We start from the raw sequence: 19,969 nt of genomic DNA on the forward strand, positions 1-19,969 counted from the left end.
ACCGGACGACCATGACGTCTTCGAAGCGAAACCGCGCCGAGGCCCTCTCCCAGGACCTCCAGGAGGCGCTGCGCCGCCGGCTCGCCGGACGGGCCGGCACCGCCGCCCGGCAGGGCATCCCGCACGCCGACCGCACCCGGCCGCTGCCCCTGTCCTTCGCCCAGCAGCGGCTGTGGTTCCTGGACCGGCTGCGCCCCGGCGACGCCCGCTACAACAGCGCCGTCGCGCTGCGCCTGACCGGCCCGCTGGACCGCACCGCGCTCTCCCGCGCGCTGGACACCGTGGCCGAACGGCACGAGGCGCTGCGCACCACCTTCGACGAGAGCGACGGGCGGCCGACGCAGACCGTGCGCCCGGCGGCCCCGGTGCCGCTGCCGGTGGCCGACACCCCGCCGGACGCCCTGGCGGCGGCCCTGCACGCCGAGTACGACCGTCCCTTCGACCTGCGCACCGGCCCCCTCCTGCGCGCCCTGCTGCTGCGCGAGTCGGACACCTCGCACGTCCTGCTGCTGACGGCCCATCACATCGTGACCGACGGCTGGTCGATGGGGGTGGTCCTGGAAGAGCTGACGACCGCCTACGACGCCCTGGCGCAGGGCTCCGTACCCGAACTCCCGCCGGTGGCGACGCAGTACCCGGACTTCGCCGCCTGGCAGCGGGAGCAGCTCACCGGACCGTTGCTGGAGCGGCAGCTCAGCTACTGGAAAAAGCAGTTGGCGGGCGTGTCGGCGCCGCGGCTGCCGCTGGACCGCCCCCGGAGCGGGGAGGAGTCCGGGGCGGGGGCCGTCCACACCTTCACCGTGCCCGCGGCCGTCACCACCCGGCTCCGCGCCCTCGCGGCCGAGCGGCACACCACCCTGTTCACCTCGCTGACCGCCGCCTGCCAGGCGCTGCTGGCCCGCTGGTCCGGGCAGGACGACATCACCGTCGGCTCCCTGACCCCGGGGCGTTCCCGCACCGACCTGGAACGCACCGTCGGCTTCTTCGCCCACACCGTCGTCCTGCGCACCCCCGTCGACCCGGCCGGCTCCTTCCGCGACCTGCTCGAAGCCGCCGCGACCACCGTGGGCGACGCCTTCGCGCACGGCGACGCGCCCTTCGAGCGGCTGGTGGAGGCCGTCGGCACGGCCCGCGAGGCCGGCCGCAACCCCCTGTTCGACGTGATGGTCCTGCTGCACCCGGCGCCACCCGCGACCGTCGCCCCGCACGGCCTGACCGCCGCCCCGGTCACCGTGGACCGGCAGGCCGCCACCTTCGACCTGAGCATCGAGTTCGTCCCCGACGGCGACGGGCTGAGCGGCCTGCTGGAGTACCGCACCGACCTGTTCGACCCGGCCACCGCCCGCCGGCTGGCCGGCCAACTGCTGCGCACCCTGGAGGGCGCGGCCAACGCACCCGACCAGCCGCTCGGCACACTGCCCCTGCTCTCCCCGGACGAGGCCGGGCGGATCACCGAGGAGTGGAACGCCACCGCGCTGGCCGTCCCCGCCGCCACCCTTCCGGAGCTGTTCGCGCGGCAGGCGGCCCGCACCCCGCACGCCACCGCCCTGGTCGCCGGGGACGAGCGCCTGGACTACGCCACCCTCGACGCCCGCGCCGACCGGCTCGCCCGCCACCTCCTCGCCAAGGGCGCCGGCCCCGAGCGGCTGGTCGCGCTGCGCCTGCCGCGCACCGCCGACCTGATCGTGGCGATCCTCGCCGTCTGGAAGGCCGGCGCCGGCTACCTCCCCCTTGACCTCGCGCTGCCCGAGGAACGCGTCCGCTTCCTGCTCGACGACGCCCGCCCCGCCCTGGTCCTCGACGAGACCGTGCTGCGGGCGCTGCCCGACTCCCTCCCGTCCCTCCCGGCGCTCCCGTCCCGCTGGGACACCGACCGGCTCACCCCGCCGGACCCGGACCACCTGGCGTACGTCATCCACACCTCCGGTTCCACCGGCCGCCCCAAGGGCGTCGCCGTGTCGCACCGGTCGCTCAGCCACCTGCTGGCCGGCCACCGCGAGGGGTTCGTCGCCGAGGCGGGCGGCGGCCCGCTGCGGGTGGCGCTGACCGCGTCGTTCTCCTTCGACACCTCGCTGGAGGGCGTGCTGCTGATGGCCGACGGCCACCCGCTGCACCTGGTCGACGAGGCGACCCGGCTGGACGCCGCCGCCCTGGTCGAGTACGTCGTCGAGCACCGCGTCGACTTCCTCGACCTCACCCCGTCCTACCTGCGGCAGTTGCTGCCCGCCGGACTGCTCACCGACCCCCGCCACCACCCGCGCGTGCTGATGCTCGGCGGCGAGCCCCTCGGCCCCGCCCTCTGGCGCGAACTGGCCGCCCAGCCGGGCGTCACCGCGTACAACTTCTACGGTCCCACCGAGTGCACCGTCGACACACTCGCCTGCCGCGTCGAGGGCGACGGACGTCCGCTGGTGGGCCGGCCGCTGCCCAACGTCCGGGCGTACGTCCTCGACGGCCGTCTCCAGCCGGTGCCGCCCGGCGTCGGCGGCGAGCTGTACCTGGCGGGCCCGCAGGTGGCCCGGGGCTACACCGGCCGGCCCGGACTGACCGCCGCGCGTTTCCTCGCCGACCCGTTCGGCGCGCCGGGGGAGCGGATGTACCGCACCGGCGACCTGGCCCGCTGGACCCCCGACGGGCGCCTCGACCACCTCGGACGCGCCGACGACCAGGTGAAGGTGCGCGGCCACCGGATCGAGCCGGGCGAGGTGGAGGCGGCCCTCCTCGACCTGCCGGACGTCACCGGCGCCGCGGTCGTCGCGCTCCCCGACGCGCACGGCCATCTCCGCCTCGCCGCCTACCTCGTACCCGGCCCGGGTGCCGAACCGCCCGCCGCGGCGGAGGTGCGGGCGGCCTGCCGGCGGGTCCTGCCCGACCACATGGTGCCCTCGTCGTTCACCGTGCTGGCCGCGCTGCCCCTGACCACCAGCGGCAAGCTGGACCGCCGGGCGCTGCCCGCCCCCGACTTCGACGCGGCCCCGCGCGAGCGGGAGTTCGTCGCCCCCCGCACGGCCGGGGAGGAGACGCTGGCCGGCATCTGGAGCGAGGTGCTCGGCGTCACGAGAGTGGGCGTCACCGACAACTTCTTCGAACTGGGCGGCGACTCCATCCTCAGCATCCAGGCCGTCTCCCGCGCCCGCGCGGCCGGACTGAACCTGACCTCCCGGGACGTCTTCCGCCACCAGACCGTCGCGGACCTGGCCGCCGCCGCGTCCCGGCGCACCGCGGACCTGCCGGCGCCCCGCCGGCCGCGCGCGGCCGGGCCCGCCCCGCTCACCCCGGTGCAGGAGTGGTACTTCGCCACGCACAGCGCTCCGGACGGCCCGCCCAGGGCCTTCAGCATGTCGATGCTGCTCGACCTGCCGCACGACGTGGACGAGCCCGCCCTGGAGCGGGCCGTGGCGGCGCTGGCCGCCCACCACCCGGCGCTGCGCACCCGGTTCGCCCGCACCGGCACCACCTGGCGGCAGCACCCAGGGCAGGGCCCGGCCACCGGACTGCTCACCCGGCACGACCTCGCCGCCGCCACCGACCCGCCGGCCGCCCGCGCCGAGGCGGCCGGCACCGCCCGCGCCGCCCTGGACCCGCGGACGGGCGCCCTGCTGCGCGCCGCGCTGTTCCTGCCCCCGCCCGGTGCCCGCCCCCAGCTCTTCCTCACCGCCCACCACCTGGCCGTGGACAGCGTCTCCTGGCGCATCCTCCTCGCCGACCTGGAGTCGGCCTACCGGCAGGCGTCGGCCGGCGAGCCGGTCCGGCTGGAGCCGGTGGCGACACCGTTCGCCGACTGGGCCGCGCACCTCACCGACCGGGTGCGGGCCGGTGAACTGGACGCGGACCTGCCGTACTGGACGGCCGAGGCCGCCGAGCCCCGCACCCCGCTGCCGGTGGACCGCCCCGGGACCCCGCTGGCCCGGACGGTACGGACCGTCCGCACCCGGGTCGACCGCGCCACCACCGAGGCACTGCTGCGCCGGGTCCCCGCCGTCTACCGCACCCAGATCAACGACGTGCTGCTCAGCGCGGTGAGCCGGGTCCTCGCCGACTGGACCGGCGCCGAACGGGTGACTGTCGCGCTGGAGGGCCACGGACGCGAGGACGACGGGCTGGACCTCTCCCGCACGGTGGGCTGGTTCACCACCCAGTACCCGGTCACCCTCACCCCGGCCGGACCGCCCTCCGCGCCCGACTGGGGCGCCACCCTGAAGGCCGTGAAGGAGAAGCTGCGCGGCGTGCCGCGGCGCGGCCTCGGCTACGAGGCACTGGCCCGCCTCGGCTCGCCCGACCCGGCCGCCCGCGCCCTGCGGGACCTGCCGCTGCCCCAGGTGTGCTTCAACTACCACGGCCAGTGGGAGGCGAGGGCCGGCGCGGACTTCGCCCCGGCCGCCGAGGTGCCCGGCCGGGACCTGGCCGCCGACGAGCCCCTCGACCACCTCCTCGACATCTCCGCCGCGGTCGCCGACGGCGAGCTGGAGATCACCTGGCACCACAGCGACCGCGCGCACGACACGGACACCGTACGGAAGCTGGCCGACGACCTGGTCGCGGCGCTCACCGCGATCACCGAGCACTGCGCCCGCCCGGACGCCGGCGGCCGCACCCCCTCCGACTTCCCGCACGCCCGCCTCGACCAGGCCGCCGTGGACCGGCTGGCCGGCGACGGCCGCGAGGTGGCGGACCTGCTCCCGCTGACCCCGCTCCAGGAGGGCATGCTCTTCCACCGCCTGGTCGGCGGCGACGACGACGTGTACGTGGACCAGGCCGCCCTCCTCCTGGACGGCGTCGCCGACCCGGACGCCTTCGCCGTGGCCTGGCAGCGGGTGGCCGACCGGACACCCGCGCTGCGGACCTCGGTGGTCTGGCAGGACGTGCCGGTGCCGCTCCAGGTCGTGCACCGCGCCGTCCGGGTCCCCGTCACCCGGCTCGACTGGCGGGCGGCGGACCCCGCGGAGCGCGCCGACCGGTTCGACCGGCTCCGCGCCGAGGACCTCGCCCGCGGCATCGACCTCGCCACCGCGCCGCTGATGCGGCTCACCCTCGTCCGGCTGCCCGACGCCCGCCTGCACCTGCTGTGGACCTCCCACCACCTCATCCTGGACGGCTGGAGCCTCGCCCAGGTCCTGACGGAGGTGTCCGAGGAGTACGCGGCACTCACCACCGGCGGCGCCTCGAAGCCGCCGGTGCGCAGGCCCTTCGCCGACTACGTCCGCTGGCTCGCCGAACAGGACGCCGGGGCCACCCGCGCGCACTGGCGCGAGGTACTCGGCGGCTTCGCCGACCCCACCCCGCTGCCCGTGGACCGGCCCCTGACCGGCACCCACGAGGCCCGGTCGGCCGACGTCCACACCGCCGAGCTGTCCGACCCGGTCACCGCCCGCCTGACCCGCACCGCCCGGGAGGCCGGGCTGACCGTCAGCACCGTGGTGCAGGGCGCCTGGGCGCTGCTGCTGTCCCGGTACAGCGCCGAACCGGACGTGGTGTTCGGCACCACCGTCTCCGGCCGCCCCGACGAACTCCCCGGCGTGGAGTCGATGGTCGGCATGTTCATCAACACCCTGCCCACCCGGGTACGGGTCGACGGGAACCGGCCCGCCACCGCCTGGCTCCGTGAACTCCAGGACGCCCAGGCCGAGTCACGGCGGCACGCGGCGGCCTCCCTCGCCGAGCTGACCGGCCTGAGCGACATACCCTCCGGCACCCCGCTCTTCCACAGCATGGTCGCCTTCGAGAACTACCCCTTCGACGAGGCCCGCACCGCCGGCACCGGCATCCGACTGGTCGACGTCACCTCCCGCGACGCCACCAACTACCCCCTCGTGCTCCGCGCCTTCCAGGGCGAACGGCTCGGCTTCGACCTGGCCTACGACCCCGCGCTGTTCGACGCCGCCACCGTCCGGTCCCTCGCCGACCGGCTGCGGCTGCTGCTCACGGAGATCGCCGAGGACGCCGCCCGGCCCCTGCGCGCCCTGGCCTGGACGACCGCCGAGGAACGCCGCCTCGCGGCCGCCGGGGCCGGCGCCGGACCCGACCGGCCCCGGCAGACCCTGGTCGACCTCTTCGAGGCCCAGGCCGCCCGCCGGCCCGACGCCACCGCCGTCACCTGCGGCACCGACCGCCTCGACTACGCCGCCCTCGACGCGGCGGCCGGCCGCCTCGCCCACCGCCTGGCCGAGGCCGGCGCCGGACCCGAGCGGTTCGTGGCGCTCGCCCTGCCCCGCTCCACCGACCTGGTCGTGGCGGTCCTGGCCGTACTGAAGACGGGCGCCGCCTACCTGCCCATCGACCCGAAGCTGCCCGCCGAACGCGTCGCCCGCCTGCTGGCCGACGCGGCACCGGTGACCCTGGTGACCACCACCGGGGCCGCCCCGGACATCGCGGACACCGCCGTGCCGCCGCTGGCGCTGGACGACCCGGACGTCCGCGCCGACCTCGCCCGCCGCCCCGCCACCGGCCCGGCCCGCCGCCCCCTGCCCGAGACCCCCGCCTACGCCATCTACACCTCGGGCTCCACCGGCCGCCCCAAGGGCGTGGTCGTCCCGCACGCCAACGTGGTCCGCCTCTTCACCCGCACCCGGCACTGGTTCGGCTTCGACGAGCACGACGTGTGGACCCTCTTCCACTCCTACGCCTTCGACTTCTCCGTCTGGGAACTGTGGGGCGCCCTGCTGCACGGCGGCCGGCTCGTCGTCGTCCCCGACGACACCGCCCGCTCCCCGGAGGACTTCCTGCGCCTGCTCGCCGACGAGCGGGTCACCGTCCTCAACCAGACCCCGTCCGCCTTCTACCCGCTGACCCGCGCCGACGCCGAACACCCCGAGGTGAGCGCGCGTCTCGCCCTGCGCACGGTGGTCTTCGGCGGCGAGGCCCTGGACACCGGCCGCCTCGCCGACTGGTGGACCCGCCACCCCGACACCGCACCGCGCCTGGTCAACATGTACGGCATCACCGAGACCACCGTGCACGTCACCCACCAGCCGCTGGACCGCGCCGCGGCCCGCCCCGGCGGCGCCGGCTCCATCGGCACCGGCATACCCGACCTGCGCGTCCACGTCCTCGACGGCGACCTGGCCCCCGTACCGCCGGGAGCCGTCGGCGAGATGTACGTGGCGGGCGAGGGCCTGGCCCGCGGCTACCTCGGCCGGCCCGGTCTGACCGCCACCCGCTTCCTCGCCGACCCGTTCGGCGCGCCGGGGCAGCGGATGTACCGCACCGGCGACCGGGCCCGCCGCCGGGCCGACGGCACGCTGGAGTACCTGGGCCGCACCGACCAGCAGGTGAAGATCCGCGGCTACCGCATCGAACCCGGGGAGATCGAGGCGGCCCTGCACAGCCACCCGGACGTCGGCGACACCGCCGTCGGCGTCCACGAGGACGGTTCGGGGACCCGGCGGCTGGTCGCCCACGTCGTCGGCCGCGGCGGCGCCCGGCCACCGTCGGCCGCGGACCTCCGCGCCCACCTGCAACGGCTGCTGCCCGCACACATGGTGCCCGCCGCCTACGTGCCGCTGACCGCCCTGCCGCTGACCGCCAACGGCAAACTCGACCGGCGCGCGCTGCCCGCCCCCGGCCCGGACGGCTTCGCCGCCGGACCCGACCGCACCGCGCCGCGCACCCCCGCCGAACGCGCGGTCGCCGCCGCCTGGACGGACGTCCTCGCCACCGACGAGGTCGGCGCCGACGACGACTTCTTCGCCCTCGGCGGCGACTCCATCCTCGCCGTCCGCGTCGTCTCCCGGCTGCGCGCCGCCTTCGGCACCGACCTCTCCCCCCGGCTGCTCTTCACCCACCCGACGCTCTCCGCCCTGGCCGCCGCACTCGGCACCCCGGCGGACGGCGGCGGCACACCGGCCGACACCATCCCGGCCGCCGATCCGGACACCGCGCCGCCGCTGTCGTACGCGCAGGCGAGGCTGTGGTTCCTCGACCGCTTCGAGCCGGGCTCCACCGAGTACACGACGCTGTCGGTGCTGCGGCTGCGCGGCACCCTCGACACCGGCGCCCTGCGCACCGCCCTGGACGGCCTGGTGGCCCGGCACGAGGCCCTGCGCACCACCTTCGCCGAACAGGACGGCCGGGCCCGGCAGATCGTACGCCCGCCGCACCCGGTGGAACTGCCGCTGGACGACCTCACCGGCGACCGGCTCGACGCCCTGCTGGAACGCGAGGCCGCCACCCCCTTCGACCTGGGCACCGGGCCCCTGCTGCGGGCCCGGCTGGCCCGCCTGGCCGACGACGAGCACGTGCTCGTCCTGGCCGTCCACCACATCGCCACCGACGGCTGGTCCGTCGGCGTCCTCGGCCGGGACCTGGGCGAGCTGTACGCGGCGGCACAGCAGGAGCGCCCCCCGCGACTGCCCGGACTCCCCGTGCGCTACGTCGACTTCGCCGCCTGGCAGCGCGCCCGCACCGGCCTTGAGGAGGAACAACTCCGTTACTGGCGCGACACGCTGGACGGTGTCGCCCCGCTGGAGCTGCCCACCGACCGGCCCCGCCCCGCCGTCCGGGCCCGGGAGGGGGCGCTGGTGACCTTCGCCCTCCCCGCCGCGCTCACCCGGCGGCTGCGCGAGACGGGCCGCGACGCCGACGCCACCCTCTACATGACGCTGCTGACGGCCTGCACGCTCCTCCTCTCCCGCTGGGCGGAACAGGAGGACGTCACCGTCGGCACCGTCACGGCCGGCCGGGAGCGGCCCGAACTCCACGACGTGGTCGGCATGTTCGTCAACACCCTGGTGCTGCGCAACCGGGTCGGGCCCGGACTGTCGTTCCACGCCCTGCTGGAGCGGGTGCGCGACACCGTCCTGTCGGCCTTCGCCCACCAGGACGTGCCCTTCGAGAAACTGGTGGACGCCCTCCAGCCCGAACGGGACACCAGCCGCACCCCGCTCTTCCAGGTGATGGTGGCGCTGCACAACCTCGGCGCCGAGGTGCCCGGCCTCCCCGGCCTGCACGTCGAGCCGCTCACCCCGCCGGTCCGGCACGCCACCTTCGACCTCGCCTTCGACTTCGTGGAGAGCGACGGCGGGGTCACCGGCTACCTGGAGTACGACACCGCCCTGTTCGACGCGGACACCGCCGAACGCCTCGCCGCACGGCTGCGGCTGCTGCTGGAGGCCGCCGCCGAGGACCCGCGGCGGGACGCCGGCGCGCTGCCACTGCTGACGGCCGCCGAACACCGCCAGGTCACCCAGGAGTGGCAGGGCGGCCACCTGCCCGTGCCGGACACCACCTTCCCCGCCCTGTTCGAGGCGCAGGCGGCACGCACCCCGCACGCCACCGCCCTGGTCGCCCGGGACGCCACGCTCGACTTCGCCGCCCTCGACGCCCGCGCCAACCGGCTCGCCCACCACCTCGTCGCCCTCGGCGTCGGCCCCGAGCGCGTGGTCGCCGTCCGGCTGCCGCGCACCTCCGAGCTGCTGGTGGCGCTGTTCGCCGTGCTCAAGGCGGGCGGCACCCTGCTCTGCCTCGACCCCGAACTGCCCGAGGAGCGGGCCGCGTTCCTCCTCTCGGACGCCGCGCCCCGCACCGTCCTGACCGCCGACGCGCTGCGCGAGGTGGACTGGGACCGGCTCCCCGCCCACGACCTCACCGACGCCGACCGGCTCGCCCCGCTCCACCCGGGTCACGCCGCCTACCTCGTCTACACCTCCGGCTCCACCGGCCGCCCCAAGGGCGTCACGGTGGAACACCGCCACCTGGTCAACCTCTGCCACGACCACCGCGAAGGACTCGTCGCCCCGCACACGTCCGACGGCACCCGGCTGAAGGCCGCGCTCAGCGCCTCCTTCTCCTTCGACACGAGCTGGGAGGGGCCGCTGCTGCTCGCCCTGGGCCAGGAGGTGCACCTCGTCGACGAGGACACCCGCCTCGACCCGGAGGCGTTCTGCGCCCAGGTCGCCGACCGGCGACTGGACTTCGTCAACGTCACCCCGTCCTTCCTGCGCGAACTCACGGCCGCCGGTCTCCTCGCCCCCGGCCGCCACCACCCGCGGCTGCTGCTGGTGGGCGGCGAGGCCCTGGACCCCGACACCTGGCGCGACCTGAGCGCGGCCCGGGAAGACCTCGGCGTCACCGCGTACAACATGTACGGCCCCACCGAGACCACCGTCGACTCCGTCTACACCCGCTGCGCCGACCGGTCCGGGCGCCCCGTCATCGGCCGCCCCGGCCGCAACCTGCGCGCCCACGTCCTCGACCGCACCCTGCGGCCGGTCCCGCCCGGCGTCCCCGGCGAGCTGTACCTGGCCGGCGCCCAGGTGGCCCGCGGCTACCTGAACCGCCCCGGCCTGACCGCCGCCCGCTTCCTCGCCGACCCGTTCGGCGCGCCCGGGGAGCGGATGTACCGCACCGGCGACCGCGCCCGCTGGGACGCGCGCGGGCAGTTGGAGTTCCTCGGCCGGTCCGACGAACAGGTCAAGATCCGCGGGTTCCGCATCGAACCCGGCGAGGTGGAGGCCGCCCTGCTCACCCACCCGGACCTCACCGACGCCGTGGTCACCGCCCGCGAACACGCCGGCCGCACCATGCTGGTGGGCCATGTGGTGCCCGCCGGGGACCGCACCCCGCCCGCCGACGAACTCCGCGTCCACCTGCGCCGGAGCCTGCCGGACCACATGGTGCCCGCCGCCTTCGTGCCGCTGACCCGCATCCCGCGCACCAGCAGCGGCAAGACCGACCGCCGCGCCCTGCCCGCCCCGCCCGCCCAGCCGGACAGCACCACCCCGTACGTGGCGCCCCGCCCCGGCACCGAAGCGCGACTGGCGGCGCTGTGGGCGGAGGTCCTGGGCGTGGAGCGGGTCGGCGCGCGGGACAACTTCTTCGTGCTCGGCGGCGACTCGATCCTGAGCATCCAGATCGTCTCCCGCGCCCGCCGGGCGGGCCTCGCCCTCACCACCAAGGACGTCTTCCGCCACCAGACCGTCGCCGAACTCGCCCTGTGCGTACGGGAGGCGGCACCGGAGCCGGCGGCCGGAGCGCACAGCGCCCCCGCGCGGGCACCGCTCACCCCCATCCAGCACTGGTATCTCGACGGCCGCCGCCCCGGCGACGCGCTGCGCTTCACCATGACCCAGCGCCTGGAACTGGCCCCCGGCACCGACCCCGCCGCGCTGCACCGGGCCGTCGACGCCCTCGTGGCCCACCACCCGGCCCTGCGCACCCGCTTCGGCCGTGCGGACGACGGCTGGTACCAGGAAGTCCTGCCCGAGGCGCCGGAAGGCGTCCTCACCCACCACGACGTGGCCGGACTGGACACGCCCGAGCTGGAGGACGAGGTACAGCGCGCGGCGGACCGGGCCCAGCTCTCGCTCGATCCGGCCGAGGGCCGGGTGGTACGCGTCCTGCTCTTCGACCGGGGCGCGCACCGGCCCCCGCACCTGCTGATCACCGTGCACCACCTCGTCGTGGACGGCGTCTCCTGGCGCATCCTGCTCGCGGACCTGGAGACCGCCCACCGCGCCGCGGCGGCCGGCCGCCCCGTCGAACTTCCCCCGGCCGGCACCGCCTACGGCCACTGGGCGGCCCGGCTGGCGGAGCACACCCGCTCCGGCGCCCTCGACGCCGACCTGCCGTACTGGACGCGCGCCGCCACCGCCCCGGCCGACCTGCCCGCCGCCCGGCCCGCCCCCGACACCCACGGCGACGCCGCCACCGTCACCGTGCGGCTCACCGCCGAGGAGACCGAGGCGCTGCTGCGCCGGGTCCCCGACGTCTACCGCACCCAGGTCAACGACGTCCTCCTCAGTGCCCTGGGCCGCACCCTGGCCCGCTGGTGCGGCCACGACACGATCCTGGTCGGGGTGGAGGGACACGGCCGCGAGGACCTCTTCGACGACCTGGACCTGACGCGGACGGTCGGCTGGTTCACCGCCGAGTTCCCCCTCGCCCTGACCGTCGCGCCCGACGCCGGCTGGCGCGACACCCTGCGGTCGGTCAAGGAACAGTTGCGGGCGGTGCCGCTGCACGGCCTGAGCCACGGCGCCCTGCGCCACCTGCTGCCCGGCAGCCCGCTCGCCGACGCCCCGCAGCCGCGGGTCGGCTTCAACTACCACGGCCGCTGGGAGGCGGGCGGCGGCGACGGCACCGGCCTGTACCGCGCCGCGCTCCCGCCGGCCGGCCGCGACACCGACCCGGACGAACCCCGCCCCTACCCGCTGGACATCACCGGCGTGGTCCAGGACGGCCGGCTCGAACTGGGCTGGACCTACCCCGGCGCCGGGTACGACGAGGCCACCGTGCGGCAGCTCGCCGAGGAGATGTGCGCGGCCCTGCGCGACCTGGTCGCCCACTGCGCCCACCCGGAGGCGGGCGGCCGCACCCCGTCCGACTTCCCGCTCGCCGGCCTCACCCAGGAGCGGCTGGACACGCTGGTGGGCGACGGACGGCACGTCGAGGACGTCCTGCCCCTCACACCCCTGCAGTCCGGCATGCTCTTCCACGGACTGGTCGACACGGCCGGCGCCTACTTCGACCGGACGGCGGTACGGCTGTCCGGAGTGGCCGACCCGGAGGCGTTCGCCCGGGCCTGGCAGGAGGTCGCCGACCGCACCCCGGCGCTGCGCACCAGCGTCCACTGGCAGGGGCTGCCGCACCCCGTGCAGGTCGTGCACCACCGGGCGGAGCTGCCCGTCACCCACCTGGACTGGCGCGGGCTCACCCCCGGCCGGCGGGCCGAGGCGACCGAGCGGCTGCTCGCCGAGGACCGCGCCGCGGGCATGGAGCTGACCGCCGCGCCCCTCACCCGCGTCACCCTGGCCGCCCTGCCCGGCGACGAGGTGCTCCTGCTCTGGTCCTCCCACCACCTGATCCTCGACGGCTGGAGCACCGGGCAGCTCCTCACCGAGGTCTGCGAGCGCTACGCGGCCCGCACCGGCGGCCCCGCGGCCCCGCCACCGCCGCGACGGCCGTTCGCGGACTTCCTGCGCTGGCTGAGCGAGCAGGACGAACAGGCGGCCGAGCGGCACTGGAGCGACCTCCTGGCCGGTTTCGGCGAGGCCACCCCGCTGCCCTACGACCGCACCCCCGCCGAGGCGCACCGCGCCCGCTCCGAGTCGGCCGTCCACCACGAACTGGACCCGGACGTCTCGGGCAGGCTGCGGGAGACGGCCGCGCGCGGCGGACTGACCGTCAACACCGTGGTCCAGGCCGCCTGGGCGCTGCTGCTCGCCCGCCACAGCGGACGCGAGGACGTGGTGTTCGGCACCACCGTCTCCGGCCGGCCCGCCGAACTGCCCGGCGTGGACACCATGATCGGCATGTTCATCAACACCGTGCCGACCCGGGTACGCGTTCCCGACGGTGACGTGCTGCCCTGGCTGCGGCAGCTCCAGGAACGGCAGAGCGACGCCCGGCACGTGGACTTCCTCTCGCTCGCCCGCATCCAGGCGCTGAGCGAGGTCCCGGCGGGCCGGGCCCTCTTCGACAGCATGGTCGTGTTCGAGAACTACCCGGTCGACGAGTCGGCCACCGCCAGGACCGGGGTCGCCGTCGAGGAGGTCCGCGCCGACGACGCCACCACCTTCCCGCTCTGCCTGCGCGCCCACCTGAGCGACCGGCTCGGCTTCGACCTGGCCTACGACGCCGCCCTCTTCGACCGCGCCACCGTCGAACGCGCCGCCGCCCGCCTGGCCGCCCTGCTGACCCGGCTCGCCGACGGCCTCGACGGCCGCGTCACCGACCTCGACCCGCTCACCGCCGCCGACCGGGAACTGCTGGCACGCTGGAACACCACCGCCCGGCGACAGCCGCCGCGCAGCCCGGTCGCTCTCTTCGCCGAGCAGGCCCGGCGCACCCCGGACGCCCGCGCGCTGAGCGACGGCGACCGCGAGGTGACCTACCGCGAACTCGACGGCTGGTCCGACCGCGTGGCGGCCGCGCTGCTCGCCGACGGCCTGGCCGCCGAGGACCGGGTGGCGCTGCTGATGGACCGCCGCGCCGAACTCGTCGTGGCCCAGCTCGCCGTCCTCAAGGCGGGCGGCGCCTACCTGCCGGTCGACACCCGCGCCCCCGGGGAACGCCGGGCCGCCCTGCTCGCGCAGGCGGGCGTCACCGCCTCGCTCACCGCGGACCGGGTCGCCGCCGCCCGCCACCTGCCGCCCGCCGCGACGGACTTCGCCCCGGCCGACCCCGACCGGCTGGCCTACGTCATGTTCACCTCCGGGTCCACCGGAGTGCCGAAGGCCGTGGCGGTACGCCACCGCGACATCGCCGCGCTCGCCACCGACAGCCGCTTCGCCGACGGGGTGTGCGCCCGCGTGCTGCTGCACTCGCCGGTCGCGTTCGACGCCGCCACCTTCGAGGTGTGGGCACCCCTGCTGACCGGGGGCGAGGTCGTCGTGGCCCGGGAGGAGACGGTGGACGCGGCGACGCTGCGCCGGCTGGGCGGCGACGGCGGACTGACCGCGCTGTGGCTGACGGCCGGCCTGTTCCGGCTGCTGGCCCAGGACACGCCGGACTGCTTCACCGGCCTGCGCCAGGTGTGGACCGGCGGCGACGTGGTCCCCGCGGCGGCCGTGCGCCGGGTGCTGGACGCCTGCCCCGGCCTGACGGTCGTGGACGGCTACGGCCCGACCGAGACCACCACCTTCGCCACCTCCCACCCCCTCACGGACGCGGCGGCGGTACCCGACTCGGTACCCATCGGCCGGCCCCTGGACGACATGCGCGTCCACGTCCTGGACTCCCGGATGCGCCCCGTCCCGCCCGGCTGCGCGGGCGAACTCTTCCTGGCCGGCGAGGGCGTGGCCCGCGGCTACCTGGGCCGCCCCGGCGAGAGCGCCCGCGGCTTCCTCGCCGACCCCTACGGCCCGCCGGGCACCCGGATGTACCGCACCGGCGACCTGGCCCGACGGCACCCCGACGGCACGGTCGAGTTCCTCGGCCGCGCCGACGACCAGGTGAAACTCCGCGGCTTCCGGGTCGAACCCGGCGAGGTGGAGGCGGCCCTGGCCGCCCACCCCGGCGTCGCGGACGTGGCCGTCCTGGCCCGTGAGGACCGGCCGGGCGCCCGGCGCCTGGTGGCCTACGTCGTCGGCGAGGCCGGCCAGGACCCCGACGGACTGCGGGCCTTCGCCGGCCGCACGCTGCCCGACTACCTGGTCCCGGCCGCCTTCGTCGCGCTGGCCGCCCTTCCCCTCAACGCCAACGGCAAGGTGGACCGGACGGCCCTGCCGGCGCCGGACCGCGACGGCGCCGCGGCGCGTGCCCCGCGCACCGAGCCCCGCACCGAGGCCGAGCACCGCGCGGTCCGCGTCTTCGCGGACGTCCTCGGCACCGACCGGCCCGGCGCCGAGGACGACTTCTTCATGCTGGGCGGCGACTCCATCCTCAGCATCCGGCTCGCCTCCCGCCTCGCCGAGGAGTTCGGCACCGACGTCTCACCCCGCGCGGTGTTCACCCACCCGACCCCGGCCGCGCTGGCCGCGCTGCTCACCGAGGACCGCCCCACCGGCGAACGCCGCCCCGCCCTCGTGCCGGTCACCCGCGACACGGCGATGCCGATGTCGTACGCCCAGCAACGCCTGTGGTTCCTGGAGGAGTTCGCGCCCGGCGGCACCGAGTACGTCACCGCCCTGTCGCTGCGGCTGCGCGGCCGGCTCGACACCGGGGCCCTCGGCGCCGCCCTGCGCGCCCTGGCGGCCCGGCACGAGTCGCTGCGCACCACCTTCGACTCGGTCGACGGCCACGGAGTGCAGATCGTCCACTCACCCGGCGAGGTGCCCCTCGCGCAGCGGGACCTGTCCGGGCTCCCCGAGGCCGACCGCGCCGCCCGGCTGGACGACCTGCTGGCCGCCGACCGGGCCCGCCCGTTCGACCTGCGGCGGGGACCGCTGCTGCGCGCCGGACTGATCCGGCTGGCCGACGACGAGCACGTCCTGACCCTCACCCTGCACCACATCATCACCGACGGCTGGTCCACCGGCGTCCTCACCGGCGACCTGGCCCACCTGTACCGGGCCGCGCTCGACGCCACCCCCGACCGGCTGCCGGCGCTGCCGGTGCAGTACGCCGACTACGCCCACTGGCAGCGCACCGCCCGCGCGGGCGAAGAACAACTCGCCTACTGGAAACGGCAACTGACCGGCGTCGAGCCGGTCGACCTGCCCACCGACCGGCCCCGCCCCGCGGTACGCACCCGCAGCGGCGCGACCGCCCGGCTGGCGCTGCCGCCGCGCACCGCCCGCCGCCTCGCCCAGGTCGGCCGGGACCGGGGAGCCACCCTCTTCACCACCCTCGTCGCCGCCGCGCAGACCTTCCTCGCCCGGCTGTCCGGCGGCCGGGACATCGCCGTCGGCACCGTCACCTCCGGCCGCGACCAGGCCGAGATCCAGAACCTCGTCGGCTTCTTCGTCAACACCCTCGTCCTGCGCTCCCGGGTCGACGCCGACCGGCCCTTCCCCGCCTTCCTCGACGACGTCCGGCGCACCGTGCTGGACGCCTTCGCCCACCAGGAGGTGCCGTTCGAGCAGGTGGTGGACGAGGTGCAGCCGGTGCGCGACACCAGCCGCACCCCGCTGTTCCAGGTCATGGTCGTGTTGCAGAACACCCCGGCGGCCGGCCTCGACCTGCCCGAGCTGACCGTCTCCGACATCGAGTCCGAACTCCACCACGCCGCCTTCGACCTCACCCTGGAGTTCGCCGAGACGGACTCCGGCGCGCTGCACGGCCTGCTCACCTACAACACCGACCTGTTCGACCCGGCCACCGCCGACCGCCTGGCCGACCAGCTCACCACCCTGCTCACCGCCGTCGCCGACGACCCGCACCGCCCGCTGGGCGCCCTGCCGCTCGCCTCCGCCGAGGAGCTGAAGTCCCTCCTCGACCAGGGGCGCGGCCCGGCCCGGCCGGTGCCCGTCGCCACCCTGCCCGAGCTGTTCCAACGGCGGGCGGCCGCCGCCCCCGACGCCGTGGCGCTGGCCGACGGCGACCGGCAGTGGTCGTACGGGGAACTGGACCGTGCCGCCAACCGGCTCGCCCACCTGCTGATCGCCCGCGGGGTCGGCCCCGAGGAGACCGTCGCCCTCGCCCTGCCCCGCGGCGCCGAGACAGTCGTGGCGCAGCTCGCCGTCGCCAAGGCCGGCGGCGCCTTCCTGCCCGTCGACCCGGACTACCCGGAGCGGCGGCGGGAGTTCATGGTGCGCGACGCGGGCGTCCGCCTGGTCCTCGACGATCCGGCGGCCGTCCGGGACGCCGGCGGCCCGGACACCGCGCCCACCGACGCCGACCGCACCGCCGCCCTCACCCCCGACCACCCGGCGTACGTCATCTACACCTCCGGGTCCAGCGGCACCCCCAAGGGCGTCACGGTGACCCACCGCGGCCTGGCCGGCTTCGCCGCGGCCGCCGCCGAACGGTACGCGGCGGGCCCCGGCGACCGGGTGCTGCAGTTCGCCTCACCCAGCTTCGACGCCTCCGTCCTCGAACTCTGCGTCTCCCTGCTCAGTGGCGCCACCCTGGTCACCGGCGAGGAAGGACCGCTGGTCGGCGAGCGGCTGGCCCAGGTCCTCGCCGAGCGCCGGATCAGCCACACCCTCATCCCGCCGGCCGCACTGGCCACCGTGGAACCGGAGACCGCCGGCGCCCTGCCGCACCTGCGGACCCTGATCGTCGGCGCCGAGACCTGCCCGCCCGACCTCGTGGAACGCTGGGCCCCCGGCCGCCGGATGATCAACTCCTACGGGCCCACCGAAGCCACCGTGGTCGCCACCTGGACCGGCCCGCTGAGCCCGGGAGCGGGCGCCCCGCCCATCGGCCGCCCGGCCGGCGCCACCCGCGTCTACGTCCTCGACGCCGCCCTGCGGCCCGTTCCGCCCGGCGTCACCGGAGAGCTGTACGTGGCCGGGCCGGGACTGGCCCGCGGCTACCTCCACCGGCCGGCCCTGACCGCCCGCCGGTTCCTCGCCGACCCCTTCGGCGCGCCGGGGGAGCGCATGTACCGCACCGGCGACCTGGTCCGCTGGGGCGCCGACGGCGAACTGCGCTTCACCGGCCGCGCCGACGACCAGATCAAACTCCGCGGCTTCCGGATCGAGCCGGGCGAGATCGAGGGCGCGCTGCGCCGCAGCCCGCAGGTGCGCGACGCGGTGGTCACCGTACGCACCGACGGCTCGAACCCGTCGCCGTCCGGCGGCCCCGGACGGCTGGTGGCGTACGTCGTGCCCACCGAGGACGATCCCGCGAGCCTGCCGGTCGCCGCGCTGCGCGAACACCTCGCCGGGCTGCTGCCCCCGCACATGGTCCCGGCGGTGTTCGTGCCGCTGGAGCGGCTGCCGCTCACCCCCAACGGCAAGACCGACCGGCACGCCCTGCCCGCACCCGGCCCCGCGCACACCGCCACCGGAGCGCACCTCGCGCCCCGCACCGACACCGAACGCCGCATCGCCCGGATCTGGACCGACGTCCTCGGCGTCGACGGCATCGGCGCGGAGGACAACTTCTTCCACCTCGGCGGCGACTCCATCCTGAGCATGCAGGTGGTCTCCCGGCTGCGGCGCGAGGGCCTGCACCTGGCCACCCGCGACCTGTTCACCCACCAGACCGTCGCCGCGCTGGCCTCCGTCGTACGCACCGCGTCCGAGCACACCGGGGCGGGACCGGCCGCCGGCGAGGTGCCGCTCACCCCGATCCAGGAGTGGTTCCTGACCACACCGCGCGCCGACCACACCCACTTCAACCAGTCGGCGCTGCTGGAACTCGACGGCCAACCCGACCCGTCGGCCCTGGGCACCGCCCTGGACGCCCTCAGAGAGCACCACGACGCGCTGCGCATGCGCTTCACCCACGACGCCGACGGCTGGCACCAGTTCAACCCGCCGCCGGACACCGGCGAAGGGCTCCTCGTCCGGCACGACCTGACAGGGCTGGCACCCGAGCGGGCCGACGCGGCGATGGAGCAGGCCGCCGACGACCTGCACGCCGGCTTCGACCTCGGCCGGGGGCCGCTGCTGCGGGCCGCGCTCTTCACCGGCGACGCCGGCCGGCCGGCCTTCCTGCTGCTCGTCGCCCACCACCTGGTCGTGGACGCCGTGTCCTGGCGCATCCTCGCCGACGACCTGGAGGCCGCCTACCGGCAGGCCGTGCGGGGCGAACCCGTCACCCTCGGGGAGCGCACCACCTCCTTCCGGGACTGGGCCCGCGGGCTCGCCGCACACGTCGCGGCCGGCGGCCTGGACCACGAACTGCCCTACTGGGAGGAGGCCGTGACCGCCGAGCCGCTCCCGGCCGGCACCGCGTCCGGCCAGCAGACGGCACCGGCCGGCACGTTCACCGTGGAACTGGAGGAGGAGGACACGGCGGCCCTGCTGCGCGCCGCGCCGACCGCCTACCGCACCCGTGTCAACGACGTCCTGCTGGCCGCGCTGGCCCTGGCCCTGGCCCGCTGGACCGGACACCACCGCATCCGCCTGGACCTGGAAGGACACGGCCGCGAGGACGTCCTCGACGGCGTCGACCTCTCCCGTACGGTCGGCTGGTTCACCAGCGTCCACCCGGTCGCCCTCCGGGTGGACGAACCGGACGACCTCGGGCCGGACCGGAACTGGCGGACCCTGGTGAAATCGATCCGCCGCCAGCTTCGCGCCGTGCCCGGGAACGGGCTCGGCTTCGGCGCCCTGCGCACCTTCGGACCGCCCGAGGTGCGCGAGCGGCTCGGCGCCGCCGCGCACGGGCAGGTGGTCTTCAACTACCTCGGCCAGTGGGACGCCCGCCCCGCCGCCCCCGGAGACGGCCTGATCCGCACCGAGCACGGCTCGTTCGGCCAGGACCACGACCCCCGGGACGGTGGCTCCCACCCGCTGGAGGTGGTCGGCGCGGTGCGCGGCGGACGCCTCGCCTTCACCTGGCACCTGCGCGGCGGCACCCACGACCCGGCGGGCGTGCGGCGCGTCGCCGAGGAGTTCGCCCAGGCCCTGCGCCACATCGCCCGGCACGCCAGGCAGAGCCTGTGACCCCACCGCAAAGCCCGAGACCGCCGCCCGCC

Annotated in this window: 1 protein-coding gene; it reads left to right on the forward strand. The window is 76.3% G+C overall.

Features of this window, described 5'->3' with window-relative positions:
- The first annotated feature begins 11 nt into the window (after positions 1 to 11).
- A complete protein-coding gene (locus ABEB00_RS07965; protein WP_345618319.1) occupies positions 12 to 19,937 on the forward strand; it encodes a non-ribosomal peptide synthase/polyketide synthase in 19,926 nt (6,641 codons plus the stop codon).
- Positions 19,938 to 19,969 lie beyond the last annotated feature (32 nt).

It is taken from the genome of Streptomyces ziwulingensis (assembly GCF_039542605.1).
GTDB lineage: Bacteria > Actinomycetota > Actinomycetes > Streptomycetales > Streptomycetaceae > Streptomyces > Streptomyces ziwulingensis.

What these genes read in the sequence shown, in the direction of transcription:
- ABEB00_RS07965 (WP_345618319.1), top strand. Translation starts at nt 12, where the DNA reads ATGACGTCTTCGAAGCGAAACCGCGCCGAGGCCCTCTCCCAGGACCTC.